Raw genomic sequence first — 12,327 nt, forward strand, 5'->3', positions numbered from 1 at the left:
GTAGAGCGGAGCGAAGCCGAAGCGCATGACGTCCGGGTCGCGGAAATCGCCGACGACCCCGCGGGCGATCAATGCCTGGACGATGCCGTAGCCGTCGGGGTGGGCGAAAGAGACCTGGCTGCCACGTTTCCAGGGGGCCGTCAGCCCCGCCTCCCTCGGTGAGATCAGCCGTAGGTCGGCATCGCCGCATTCCTGCTCGACCAGTTGGATGAACAGGTCGCCGAGGGCCACCGACTTCTGGCGGATCGCCGCCATGTCGGCCTCCAGCATCAGATCCAGGGCCGCCTCGAAGGCCACCAGTCCGAGAACCCGGGGCGAGGAGCAGACATGGCGGCGGATGCCGCCGGCCGGCCGGTAGGTCAGGTCGAAGTCGAACGGCCGGTCATGGCCGAGCCAGCCGGTGAGCGGCTGGTGGGCCTTTTCCTGATGCCGGCTGGCGACGAACATCCAGGCGGGACCGCCCGGCCCGGCGTTCAGGTACTTGTAGGAACAGCCGACCGCGAAGTCCGCACCGGCGCCGTTCAGGTCCACCGGAAAGGCCCCGGCGGAATGGGCGAGGTCCCACAGGGTCAGCGCGCCCGCCGCATGGGCGGCCCTGGTGACGGCGGCCATGTCGAACACGGCCCCCGTCTTGAAATTGGTCTCCGTCAGCATGACCACGGCGACCGTGTCGTCGATCGCGGCCTCGATCTCCTCCTCCGGCACCAGCCGCAGCGCGTGCCGGTCGCCGAGCTGGCGGATCAGCCCCTGGGCCATGTAGAGGTCGGTGGGGAAATTCTCGACATTGGACAGGATCACCTTGCGCTCCGGCCGCATCGCCAGCGCCGCGGAGAGCAGCTTGAAGACGTTGATCGAGGTGGTATCGACCACCGCCACCTCGCCCGGCGCGGCGCCGACCAGCCGGGCCAGCCGGTCGCCCAGGACCAGCGGCTTCTCCATCCAGCCGTCCTTCAGCCAGCCGCCGATGAGGTGCTTGCCCCATTCCTCGTGCAGCATGGCGGACACGCGCTCCGGCACCGCCTTGGGCAGGGCGCCGAGGGAGTTGCCGTCGAGATAGATCAGGTCGTCGGGAAGGAGGAATCGATCGCGGAACCCGGCCAGAGGATCCTTGGAGTCGAGCGCTCGGACGGTGTCGAGGGTGACGCGGGTCATGGGGCCTGCCGGTTGTTCTGTCGCTGATTCTTCATGGCGGTTTCAGGAGTTGCGCCGGCGGCAACGGTGCCACCGTTGCGCTGGGTTAACACCATGGTATAACCCGGCCCAAGTAAACGAGAGGCGTTTTCAGTGGCTGAACGGCCCGACATCCTGGTCCTGAACGGACCGAACCTGAACATGCTTGGCGTCCGCGAGCCGACGATCTACGGCAGCGACACGCTGGCCGATATCGAGGCGATGTGCCAGGAACGCGGCGAGGCCCTCGGCCTCGGCGTCGATTTCCGGCAGTCGAATTTCGAGGGCGAGCTGGTCACGATCATCCAGCAGGCCCGCGACAGCCACGACGGCATCATTCTGAACGCCGGCGCCTACACCCACACCTCGGTCGCCATCCGCGATGCGCTTTCGGTGGCGGAACTGCCGGCGATCGAGCTTCACCTGTCGAACACCTACCGGCGCGAGGAATTCCGCCATCACTCCTATCTGTCGGGCGTGGTGGATGGGATCATCGCCGGCTTCGGTGCCCGGGGCTATGTCCTGGCGCTGGAAGCCATGGCGGGCCTGGTCGGGGCCGACGAATAAGGAAGATTTGCCGTGAGCAAGGATCTGGACGAAGAGCTGGTCCGCAAACTGGCCGGTCTGCTGGAAGAGACCGGACTGGGCGAGATCGAATACGCGACGGGTGACCTGCGCATCCGCATCGCCAAGCCGACGGTCAACGCGACCTACGCGGCACCGATGCCGGCGGCCGCCCCCGCAGCGGCCGCACCGGCCGCCGCCCCTGCTGGCTCGGGCGGCGCGGTGGAGGATGGCGAGGTTGTCCCCTCGCCGATGGTCGGCACCGCCTATGTGGCGCCGGAACCCGGCGCCGCCGCCTTCGCGCCGGTCGGTTCCAACGTGCGCAAGGGGCAGACGATCATGATCGTCGAGGCCATGAAGACGATGAACCCGATCCCCGCCCCGCGCGACGGCAAGGTCAAGGCGGTGCATGTCGAGAACGGGCAGCCCGTGGAGTTCGGCCAGCCGCTGCTGGTCCTCGAATAAGCCGCCCATCGGCGCGAAGAGAGGTCCAGCGTGTTCAATAAGGTCCTGATCGCCAATCGCGGCGACGTCGCCCTCCGCATCCACCGTGCCTGCCGCGAGATGGGCATCAAGACGGTGGCGGTGCACTCAACCGCCGATGCCGACGCGATGCATGTCCGGCTCGCCGACGAGAGCGTGTGCATCGGCCCGCCACCGGCGCGCGACAGCTATCTCAACATCCCGGCGATCCTGTCGGCGGCGGCCGTGACCCATGCCGATGCGATCCATCCGGGCGTGGGCTTCCTGTCCGAGAATGCCGCCTTCGCCGAGATCGTCGAGGCCCACGGCATCACCTTCATCGGCCCGGCGCCGAACCACATCCAGTCGATGGGCGACAAGATCACCGCCAAGCGGACGATGATCGAGCTCGGCATCCCCTGCGTCCCCGGCTCCGAAGGCCCGGTGGAAGGACTGGACGCCGCGCGGGCCGAGGCCGACCGCATCGGCTACCCGGTCCTGATCAAGGCCGCCGCCGGCGGTGGCGGACGCGGCATGAAGGTCGCCGAAGGCCCGGAGAACCTGGAAGAAGCCTATACGATGGCCCGGCGCGAGAGTGCGGCCGCCTTCGGCAACGACGCCGTCTATATGGAGCGCTATCTCGGCCGGCCGCGCCATATCGAGATCCAGATCGCCGCCGACAGCCACGGCAACGTCATCCATCTGGGCGAGCGGGACTGCTCGATCCAGCGGCGCCACCAGAAGGTGGTCGAGGAGGCCCCCTCCCCGGCCCTGACCCCGGCGGAGCGCGCCGCCATCGGCAAGCGCGCGGTCGATGCCATCGAGAAGATGGGGTACCGCAGCCTCGGCACGTTGGAGTTCCTGTACGAGAACGGCGAGTTCTTTTTCATCGAGATGAACACCCGCCTGCAGGTCGAGCATCCGATCACCGAGGCGATCACCGGCATCGACCTGGTCCGCCTGCAGATCGAGATCGCCGCCGGCCGGGCGCTGGGCATCGAGCAGAAGGACGTGACCTTCAACGGCCACGCCATCGAGTGCCGCATCACCGCCGAGGACCCGCGCACCTTCCAGCCGCGCCCCGGCCGGATCGACGACTACCATCAGCCCGGCGGGCTGGGCGTGCGCGTCGACAGCGCGCTCTATGCCGGCTACAGCGTCCCGCCGCACTACGACAGTCTGGTGGCCAAGCTGGTGATCCACGGCAGCAACCGCGAGGAGTGCCTGATGCGCGCCGAGCGGGCCCTGGGCGAATATGTGATCGGCGGAATCCCGACGACGATTCCCCTGCATGCGGAGCTGATGCGGGCCCCGGTGTTCCGCAGCGGCGACTATCATATCCGCTGGCTGGAAACCGATTATCTGAAATCCTGACGGATCCCGTTGCCGACACCCTGGGGAGTGCTACGCTTCCTTGGTGTCTGGCGACCGGGATGGATCGGATGTCCGAGCTGCAACCGGAACTGCTGCTACAGGCCTATGCCGTCGGGGTCTTCCCGATGGCCGAAGGGCGCAACGACCCGCGCCTGTTCTTCGTTGATCCCGACAACCGCGGGATCCTGCCGCTGGACGGCTTCCACATCTCCCGCAGCCTGCGCAAGACGGTCCGCCGCCGACGCTTCGAGGTGGTCTGGGACCGTGATTTCAAGGGTACGATCGACGGCTGCGCCGAGGCCACGAGCCGCCGGCCGGATACCTGGATCAACCCCGAGATCCGGCGCCTCTACCTCGCGCTCTACGCCCGCGGCCACGCCCATTCCGTCGAGTCCTGGCAGGACGGCCGGCTGGTCGGCGGGCTCTATGGGGTCAGGCTGGGCGGGGCGTTCTTCGGCGAGAGCATGTTCAGCCGGGCGACCGACGCCTCCAAGGTGGCGCTGGTCCATCTCGTTGCCAAGCTGAAGGCCAGCGGCTTCACCCTGCTCGACACCCAGTTCATCACCGAGCATCTGACCCGCTTCGGGGCCTTGGAGATCTCGCGGGAGGAGTATCGCGAGCGCCTCGCCACGGCGATCGCCACGCCGGTTCAGTTCGATCCGGCGGCGGACGACTGGCCCTCGGTGGAAGCGCTCTTACAGGAAGCAACCCACACGTCGTAGACTGGGTGCTCCACCGCATTCAGCCCGGGACTGGAGGCGAACATCCAGCCGCTGAAAAGTTCGCTCGGCTGCTCGTCCGGCGGCTGGTCCTCGACATGCACGAAGGCGGCACTCTCCGGCGGCAAGGTCGGCGGCAGATCCTGACAGGTCTCCACCCGGATGTTGAACGTACCGAAGCGGACGGTCTGGCCGATCGGGACCTCCAAGCGCGAGATTCGCGCCGTTACCTTGTCCAATCCCTGCAGCACGGCGACCTCCTGCTGGCGCCAGTCCTCCGGCGCCGGCGTCTGGGCGACGGCGGCCGTCGCCATCAGGACGAGACCGCCGGCTGCGCTCAGGCAGGCAGGGATGTTCAGGAAGCTCGACCGGTCCATATCCGAAGCCATCGCAGATTTCACCGTCTCCCAGGATGCTGGGAGATTATGTCGGTTAGACGGCGGAACCGGGTCAATTAGTCCCTGGCGCCGTCCCCGAGGAGTCCGATCCGGAGCTCGAGCTGCCGGCCTGGAACATGAACCGGCTAAGCATCTGAATGAAATCCACGGCGTCCTGGGTCAGCTCGATCCGTTCGCCGGGCTGCAGCATCTTCTCGTCGCCGCCGGGAACGACGTCGACGAAATTGCCGCCCAGGAGACCTTCGCTGGATACCGCGGCACTGGAATCGATCGGCAGTTGGATCGACTCGTCGATGCTCAGGGTGACCTCCGCGAGATAGGTCTGCGGATCCAGCACCTGCTTGGAGACCGTGCCGATCTTGATGCCGGACATGCGCACATCGCTTCCGGGCTTCAGACTGCCCACGGTGGTGAAGCGGGCGGTCACCTCGTAGCCGCCACCCGTGCTGAACTCCGACGACGCGTAGGCGTAGAACAGGAACACCCCGGCCACGGCCAGGACGAGCGCTCCCATCAACGTCTCGATCACACCTCTAGTCACGGTAACCCCCGTCCTTCCGGGTCACGCCGGCGTCCAGGGCTCATAGTCACCCGTCGCCTTGTCGCGCTTGCCGCCTTCCAGAACGTGGCCCGGCGGGCGGTAGGCATAGGGAGTCCCGGTCAGATTGGGCTGGTGTTCCTTCTGCCACGCGAACTGGCGCGGGTCGGAGCCGTCCGGCACGACATCGGTGCCGTGGTGCAGCCAGTGATGCCACTCCGGCGGAACCTTGGAGGCTTCGGCAAGGCCCTTGTACAGGCACCACCGCATCTCGTGGCCGTCCCGCAGGACGCCGCGGCGGTGGACGTAGTACTTGTTCCCATAGGCGTCCTCGCCCACGAGCTTGCCGTTCATCCAGGTAAAGAGCTTCGTTCCGACGTCCATTCTTCGACCCCGAAGAGACTGCTGAATCGCGGCCGACTATGTCATCGGAGACCCGGATCGTCCAGTCGCGTGAGCGCCTTACCGCCCGCGCCCCCGCTCCCTATGGTGCAGCGCGCAACAGACCCGGCACGATGTGGCTGTTCCAGGTGCGCCGATCGGCCGTCAGATCGGAGAATTGCCCGCTGATCAGTCCGCCGAACCCGGTCCCGTAGCGGGCGGCCAGCGGCCAGCCGCCCTCGCTGCATCTCCATGATGGCATTGAACCGCACCTGGTTTCCAGTCGGACGCCGCGCTCGCCAGTTGCGCCCCGACCCGGCCGGGCGTATCAGCCGGACATGACAAACGCTCCGGCCTCCTCCGGCGAGTCCCTTGCCACCGGTTACGTGCTCATCGCCCTGGTGGCGGTGTTCTTCGGCATTGCGCCGAGCTTCGGCAAGCTCGCATTCGACGGCGGCGCGGGACCGGTCACCCTGCAACTCGGCCGGTTCGTCCTGGCGGTCGGTGTGCTGTGGGTCATCGTGCGGGTGCGCGGCCTTGCCCGTCCGGTGCCGAGCCGGATCTGGGGGCTGCTGGCGGCGCTGATCACAACGACCGCGCTCGCCTCCTTCGGCTACATGACCAGCGTCAGCCTGATCCCGGTACCGCTGGCGAGCCTGACCTTCTTCGTCTTTCCGCTGATGGTCGGCCCGCTCTCCCACCTGGCGGGGCACGAGCGGATGACGCCGGTGCGACTGGTCGCCCTGGCCCTCGGTTTCGCCGGCCTGGCGCTGCTGCTCGGCGCCGACCTGAAGGACGCCGACCCGCTCGGCGTGGCCATGGCCTTCGGGGCGGGAACCTGCGTTGCGATCAGCTTCCTGCTGACCCGCCAGATCTCGGGCAGTCTCGGCACGATGCACATCACCGCGATCGTCACCACCGGCTGCCTGATCATCTTCACCGTTGCCACCGCCTATGAAGGGCTGAAGCTGCCGACCGGGCAGCTCGCCTGGCTCGGCTTTCTGGTCAATGTGCTGTGCTACGTGATCGGTCTGTCGTCGCTCTACGGCGCGATCGCCCGCCTCGGTTCGGTGCGCGTGGCCGTTGTCGGCAACATGGAGCCGGTGGTCAGCGTGGTGACCGCCGCCCTGCTTCTCGGCCAGATGCTGGGCCCCTGGCAGACGCTCGGCGCCCTCGTCGTGCTCGGCGGGATCCTGCTCATGCAGGCGGAACGCATCCGCCGGCCGACGGGGTGAGGCCGGTCCCGGCCCGGCCCCGGATCAAGTCCGGGTCCGTCCGGGATGACGCGTATTTCTTAATTACTGAGCCGTCATCCCGGACGCTCCCGTCCCGGATTTAATCCGGGATTGATCCGGGGCCGGACCGGGACCTTGAACCGGCCCCAACGGCTTAAGCGGCCCTCACCCCGCCGCGGCGGTCGGCTCCGGCACGGCGACGCCGATCATCTCCGCCGTGGTGATGCCGGACCGCACCTTGGCGATCATGTCGGCCTCTTTCGCCACATGGGCCTCGCCCTTGACCAGGACCTCGTCGCAGAGTGCCCGCGGCACCACGCAGATGCCGTCGTCGTCGCCGAGCACCAGGTCTCCCGGTGCCACCACCACGCCGCCGCAGGCGATCGGGGTGTCAATCTCGCCGCCGAAGCCCTTGTGCGGCCCGCGGGGTGTCGCCCCCGCCGCATAAACCGGGATGCCGAGCTTGCGCAGGCTGGCGACGTCGCGCACCGCCCCGTCCAGCACGATCCCGGCGCAGCCCCGGGCCTTGGCGCATTCGGCGATGATCTCGCCGATGATCGCCACCTCTCCGGCCCCGCCCGCGGCCACCACCAGAATCTCGCCCGGCCGGATCAGCGGCAGGGCGGCATGCACCGCCCCGTTGTCGCCGGCCATGACCGAGATTGTGCGGGCATGCCCCACCATGGTGTAGCCCTCGCCGATCGGCGACACCGTGGCGTCCATGCAGCGATCGCGGTTCATATTGTCCCCGGCCACGGCCGGCGGTACGGCGCGCCAGCGCTCAAGCGTGGCGGCATCCAGGGGGGTGTAGCTCAGCGCACGGCGCAGGATCGCCATGGTTTCCTCCGACAGATTGTTACGGGCAGGTGACCTCTGCGGCCATCCTACCGGGGCGCCTGCGGTGTCGGAAAGCCAGGGATTCCGCGGCTGACGCCGCCTTGTGGATAACTCGCAACGGGCCACCACATCTAGATTTTGCAATAATGTTTCACACAAAATCTATTGCACCGCCGGGCACCGTCCCGCATCCTTTGTGGTGGCGCGGGGGTCTGCTGACGGAGACTCGGACCTCCCCGTCGACCGGAGACGATTTCGGCACGGACGTCGTCTCTTAAAGACAGCGCAAATTGTTTGCGGCGAAAGTCTTACCTGGACTTTCGGGCGAAGCGGTTTGACTTCGCCAAGTCTTGTTGCGCCGCAGCAACACACTAAACTTACTCATCAAATCTTGAAATTTCTCGTTGCCGATCCATCACAAGATCGAGTAGGTTTAGCGTCGCCGGCACACAAGATATGGGCCGGCACGGGCGGGGGACGCTCTGACGCGTATATGGGGCCCGGCGAGACAATCCGGCAGGACAACACCCAAGGCAGGAGCTAAGGCATGAGGATCGAACGGCGCTTCACGACGGCGGGCAAGGACGCCTTCGACGGCATCGATTTCCGGATGACGACCAGCGAGATCCGGAATCCGGACGGCTCCGTCGTGTTCCGCCGCGACGACATGGAAGTGCCGAGCGACTGGTCCCAGGTCGCCAGCGACATCCTGGCCCAGAAGTATTTCCGCAAGGCCGGCATCCCGGCCGTGCGCAAGAAGGTAAAGGAAAAGGACGTCCCGGCCTGGCTGTGGCGCGAGGCGCCCGATGAGGAGAAGCTCGCCGCCCTGCCGGCCGAAGAGCGCACCACCGGCGAAAACAGCGCCAAGCAGGTTTTCAACCGTCTCGCCGGCACCTGGACCTATTGGGGCTGGAAGGGCGGCTACTTCGACACCGAAGAGGACGCCCGCGCCTACTATGACGAGATGTGCGCGATGCTGGCCCGCCAGATGGCCGCGCCGAACTCACCGCAGTGGTTCAACACCGGCCTGCACTGGGCCTATGGCATCGACGGCCCGGCCCAGGGTCACCACTATGTCGACTTCAAGACCGGCAAGCTGACCCGCTCGAAATCCGCCTATGAGCATCCGCAGCCCCATGCCTGCTTCATCCAGGGCGTCCAGGACGACCTGGTCAACGACGGCGGCATCATGGACCTGTGGGTCCGCGAGGCGCGGCTGTTCAAGTACGGCTCCGGCACCGGATCCAACTTCTCCCGCCTGCGCGGCGAGAGCGAGCCGCTGGCCGGCGGGGGCAAGTCCTCGGGCCTGATGAGCTTCCTGAAGATCGGCGACCGGGCCGCCGGCGCCATCAAGTCGGGCGGCACCACCCGCCGGGCGGCGAAGATGGTCACCGTCGACATCGACCATCCGGACATCGTCCAGTACATCGAGTGGAAGGCGATCGAGGAGCAGAAGGTCGCGGCATTGGTCGCCGGCTCCAAGCTGGCCGCCCGCTCGATGAAGGCGATCATGGCCGCCTGTGTGGAGGCCCGCGAGACCCTGGGCGACGACGCCTTCGAGGCGGCCAAGAACCCGGAACTGAAGGCTGCCGTGAAGGCCGCCAAGAACGCGATGATCCCGCTGAGCTACGTGCAGCGCGTCATCCAGTTCGCGCGCCAGGGCTTCACCGAGATCGACTTCCGCACCTACGACACCGACTGGGACAGCGAGGCCTATCTCACCGTCTCCGGCCAGAACTCCAACAACTCGGTGCGGGTCAGCGACGACTTCCTGCAGGCCGTCGAGGCGGATGACGACTGGAACCTGATCCGCCGCACCGACGGCAAGATCAGCGCGACCCTGCGGGCCAAGGACCTGTGGGAGAAGATCGCCGAGGCCGCCTGGCAGAGTGCCGATCCGGGCCTGCAGTACGACACCACCATCAACGACTGGCACACCTGCCCAGCCGGCGGCCGCATCAACGCGTCCAACCCGTGCTCGGAGTACATGTTCCTCGACGACACCGCCTGCAATCTGGCGTCGATGAACCTGATGCAGTTCCAGAACGAGGACGGCAGCTTCAACGTCGCGAACTTCACCCACGCCTCGCGGCTGTGGACCGTCACCCTGGAAATCTCCGTGCTGATGGCGCAGTTCCCGTCCAAGGAGATCGCTCAGCTGTCCTACGACTACCGCACCCTCGGCCTCGGCTACGCCAATATCGGCGGTCTGCTGATGGGCATGGGCCTGCCGTATGACAGCGACACCGGCCGGGCGCTCTGCGGGGCGATCACCGCGCTGATGACCGGCGTGTCCTATGCCACCTCGGCCGAGATGGCCGGCGAGCTCGGCGCCTTTCCGGAATACAAGGCGAACGCCGACAACATGCTGCGGGTGATCCGCAACCACCGTCGGGCCGCCTATGGCGAGGCCGCCGGTTACGAGGGTCTCTCCATCGCCCCGGTGGCGCTGGACGTCGCCAACTGCCCGCAGGCCGATCTGGTCACCGCGGCCCAGGCCGCCTGGACCGAGGCCCTGGCGCTCGGCGAGAAGCACGGATTCCGCAACGCCCAGGCCACCGTCATCGCGCCGACCGGCACGATCGGTCTGGTCATGGATTGCGACACCACCGGCATCGAGCCCGACTTCGCGATCGTGAAGTTCAAGAAGCTGGCCGGCGGCGGCTACTTCAAGATCATCAACCGCGTGGTGCCGGAGGCCCTGCGCACGCTGGGCTACGGCGACGGGCAGATCGAGGACATCGTGCGCTACGCGGTCGGCCACGGCACCCTGAAGGGCTCTCCGGCCCTGGGCCATGCCGCCCTGACCGAGAAGGGCTTCGGCGCCGAGCAGATCGGTGCCCTGGAGCAGGCGGTGGTCTCCGCCTTCGACATCAAGTTCGCCTTCAACAAGTGGACGCTGGGCGAGGCCTTCTGCAAGGACGTGCTCGGCTTTACCGACGCGCAGCTCAACGACATCTCCTTCGACATGCTGGCCGAGCTGGGCTTCTCCAAGTCGGAGATCGAGGCCGCCAACACCTATGTCTGCGGGGCGATGACGCTGGAGGGCGCGCCGCACCTGAAGGACGAGCATCTGGCGGTGTTCGACTGCGCCAACCCGTGCGGCCGGATCGGCAAGCGCTACCTGTCGGCGGAGAGCCACATCCGCATGATGGCCGCCGCCCAGCCGTTCATCTCGGGCGCGATCTCCAAGACCATCAACATGCCGAACGGGGCGACGGTCGAGGACTGCAAGGACGCCTACATGCTGTCCTGGCGCCTGGGCCTGAAGGCCAACGCCCTGTATCGCGACGGCTCCAAGCTCAGCCAGCCGCTCTCCGCCTCGGTCTTCGACTTCGAGGATGAGGACGAGGCCGAGGAGTTCGCCGCCCAGCCGACCGCCCAGAAGGTCGAGGTGGTCGCCGAGCGGGTCATCGAGAAGGTGGTCGAGAAGATCGTCGAGAAGCGGGCCGAGCGCGAGCGTCTGCCTCAACGCCGCAAGGGCTACACCCAGAAGGCGGTCGTCGGCGGCCACAAGGTCTACCTGCGCACCGGCGAGTACGAGGACGGCAAGCTCGGCGAGATCTTCATCGACATGCACAAGGAGGGCGCCGCCTTCCGCTCGCTGATGAACAACTTCGCCATCGCGGTGTCCATCGGCCTGCAGTACGGCGTGCCGCTCGAGGAGTATGTCGACGCCTTCACCTTCACCCGCTTCGAGCCGCAGGGTCTGGTTCAGGGCAACGACGCCATCAAGATGGCGACCTCCATCCTCGACTACATGTTCCGGGAACTGGCGATCTCCTATCTCGACCGCCACGATCTGGCCCATGTGGAGCAGGAGGACCTGACCCCCGACACCGTCGGCGACGGCGTGGGCGAGGAATACGACGCCGCCAAGGCCAGCGCGATCCTGCAGAAGGTCACCGGCTTCGCCAGCCGCGGTTTCGCACGGACCGACGTGCGGGCCAATCTGGAGGTGATCACCGGTGGGCTGAACGAGCTGCGGGCGACCGGCACCGACGCCGCCGCTCCGGCCCCGACCGCCCAGCTCGGCTCGGCTCAGGCGACCGTGACCCAGACTGCCTCGACCCAGACCGTCGCCTCGGCGCCCGTCTCCGGCGGCGGCGTGGCGGTGGCCGAGCGCACGACCACCCGCTCCACCGCCGTCAGCAGCGCGGTAAAGGATGCGGTGGACGCCAAGCTCTCGGCGATCCGCGAAGCCCGCATCAAGGGATACGAGGGTGAGAGCTGCGGCGAGTGCGGCAACTTCACCCTGGTGCGCAACGGTACCTGCCTGAAATGCGACACCTGCGGCGGGACCAGCGGCTGCAGCTGATCTCCAACACACCATCGACGGACGAACCGGGGAGGGCCTGTGCCCTCCCCTTTTTGTGCCGACCTGACCTGAGCCCTGATCCGCGCCCCTGATCCGCGTCCCTGATCCGATCCGAACGCGGACCTATTTCCGGGCTTTCCAAATCGACCCAAAAGGTCGGCCGGCACTTCGCGTCGGATTTAATAAAATTGCAGAAAACTATCTCGATTACGGTGGAAATTTTATTGAACAGTGTTGTGTAACTACCGCCAATCTTTTGTTTATGATAACGAAATATTAACCGGTATTCTCCAGTCTATAGATGCAGTCTTCCGACTGCTGCTCCGAATTC

Annotated in this window: 10 protein-coding genes and 1 pseudogene; 6 read left to right on the forward strand and 5 right to left on the reverse strand. The window is 66.7% G+C overall.

The annotated features are described in order from the left end of the window. Nucleotides 1-6: 6 nt before the first annotated feature. Nucleotides 7-1,152, reverse strand: a pseudogene (gene kynU, locus ACOQOP_RS11885) (kynureninase); the annotation flags it as partial. A 132-nt stretch (nucleotides 1,153-1,284) separates the two neighbouring features. On the opposite strand from kynU, the gene aroQ reads away from it, so the two are divergent. The 4 genes from aroQ to aat all read left to right on the forward strand — a co-directional run bounded on the left by aroQ (nucleotide 1,285) and on the right by aat (nucleotide 4,292). Next, a complete protein-coding gene (gene aroQ, locus ACOQOP_RS11890) occupies nucleotides 1,285-1,737 on the forward strand; it encodes a type II 3-dehydroquinate dehydratase (protein WP_420562022.1) in 453 nt (150 codons plus the stop codon). 12 nt (nucleotides 1,738-1,749) lie between these two features. Beyond that, nucleotides 1,750-2,199 carry an acetyl-CoA carboxylase biotin carboxyl carrier protein gene (gene accB / locus ACOQOP_RS11895; protein WP_420562023.1) on the forward strand — a complete coding sequence of 150 codons (450 nt, stop codon included), beginning with the start codon at nucleotides 1,750-1,752 and terminating at the stop codon, nucleotides 2,197-2,199. A gap of 30 nt (nucleotides 2,200-2,229) precedes the next feature. Continuing rightward, complete coding sequence (accC, locus tag ACOQOP_RS11900) at nucleotides 2,230-3,570, forward strand: acetyl-CoA carboxylase biotin carboxylase subunit (RefSeq protein ID WP_420562024.1); 1,341 nt, start codon at nucleotides 2,230-2,232, stop codon at nucleotides 3,568-3,570. 68 nt (nucleotides 3,571-3,638) lie between these two features. Beyond that, nucleotides 3,639-4,292, forward strand: a complete 654-nt coding sequence (gene aat / locus ACOQOP_RS11905) for a leucyl/phenylalanyl-tRNA--protein transferase (RefSeq protein ID WP_420562025.1) — start codon at nucleotides 3,639-3,641, stop codon at nucleotides 4,290-4,292. Here the strand turns inward: aat and ACOQOP_RS11910 are convergent. The 3 genes from ACOQOP_RS11910 to ACOQOP_RS11920 all read right to left on the reverse strand — a co-directional run bounded on the left by ACOQOP_RS11910 (nucleotide 4,220) and on the right by ACOQOP_RS11920 (nucleotide 5,609). Then, entirely contained in the window at nucleotides 4,220-4,678 is a 459-nt protein-coding gene (locus tag ACOQOP_RS11910; RefSeq protein WP_420562026.1) for a DUF2155 domain-containing protein, read from the reverse strand. The genes aat and ACOQOP_RS11910 overlap by 73 nt on opposite strands. Before the next feature lie 61 nt (nucleotides 4,679-4,739). Beyond that, nucleotides 4,740-5,201, reverse strand: a complete 462-nt coding sequence (gene mlaD / locus ACOQOP_RS11915; RefSeq protein ID WP_420562027.1) for an outer membrane lipid asymmetry maintenance protein MlaD — start codon at nucleotides 5,199-5,201, stop codon at nucleotides 4,740-4,742. A gap of 48 nt (nucleotides 5,202-5,249) precedes the next feature. Beyond that, a complete protein-coding gene (locus ACOQOP_RS11920; protein ID WP_420562028.1) occupies nucleotides 5,250-5,609 on the reverse strand; it encodes an NADH:ubiquinone oxidoreductase subunit NDUFA12 in 360 nt (119 codons plus the stop codon). 335 nt (nucleotides 5,610-5,944) lie between these two features. Here ACOQOP_RS11920 and ACOQOP_RS11925 point away from each other — a divergent pair, with 335 nt between their 5' ends. Continuing rightward, nucleotides 5,945-6,841 (forward strand): DMT family transporter, encoded by an 897-nt coding sequence (locus tag ACOQOP_RS11925; RefSeq protein ID WP_420562029.1) that lies wholly within the window; start codon nucleotides 5,945-5,947, stop codon nucleotides 6,839-6,841. Between the two features lie 165 nt (nucleotides 6,842-7,006). On the opposite strand, the gene ACOQOP_RS11930 is transcribed toward ACOQOP_RS11925, so the two are convergent. Continuing rightward, complete coding sequence (locus tag ACOQOP_RS11930) at nucleotides 7,007-7,678, reverse strand: RraA family protein (RefSeq protein WP_420562030.1); 672 nt, start codon at nucleotides 7,676-7,678, stop codon at nucleotides 7,007-7,009. Between the two features lie 547 nt (nucleotides 7,679-8,225). Here ACOQOP_RS11930 and ACOQOP_RS11935 point away from each other — a divergent pair. Beyond that, the gene (locus tag ACOQOP_RS11935) at nucleotides 8,226-11,996 is read left to right on the forward strand and encodes a vitamin B12-dependent ribonucleotide reductase (RefSeq protein ID WP_420562031.1); all 3,771 of its coding nucleotides are present in this window, start codon (nucleotides 8,226-8,228) and stop codon (nucleotides 11,994-11,996) included. Nucleotides 11,997-12,327: the final 331 nt, after the last annotated feature.

It is taken from the genome of Thalassobaculum sp. (assembly GCF_965223715.1).
In the GTDB taxonomy this organism is placed as follows: Bacteria; Pseudomonadota; Alphaproteobacteria; order Thalassobaculales; family Thalassobaculaceae; genus Thalassobaculum.

Excerpts from the sequence above, each read along its gene's own strand:
- aat (WP_420562025.1), top strand. The coding sequence starts at position 3,639 with ATGTCCGAGCTGCAACCGGAACTGCTGCTACAGGCCTATGCCGTCGGG.
- ACOQOP_RS11910 (WP_420562026.1), bottom strand. The coding sequence starts at position 4,678 with ATGGCTTCGGATATGGACCGGTCGAGCTTCCTGAACATCCCTGCCTGC.
- mlaD (WP_420562027.1), bottom strand. The coding sequence starts at position 5,201 with ATGGGAGCGCTCGTCCTGGCCGTGGCCGGGGTGTTCCTGTTCTACGCC.
- ACOQOP_RS11920 (WP_420562028.1), bottom strand. The coding sequence starts at position 5,609 with ATGGACGTCGGAACGAAGCTCTTTACCTGGATGAACGGCAAGCTCGTG.
- ACOQOP_RS11925 (WP_420562029.1), top strand. The coding sequence starts at position 5,945 with ATGACAAACGCTCCGGCCTCCTCCGGCGAGTCCCTTGCCACCGGTTAC.
- ACOQOP_RS11930 (WP_420562030.1), bottom strand. The coding sequence starts at position 7,678 with ATGGCGATCCTGCGCCGTGCGCTGAGCTACACCCCCCTGGATGCCGCC.
- ACOQOP_RS11935 (WP_420562031.1), top strand. The coding sequence starts at position 8,226 with ATGAGGATCGAACGGCGCTTCACGACGGCGGGCAAGGACGCCTTCGAC.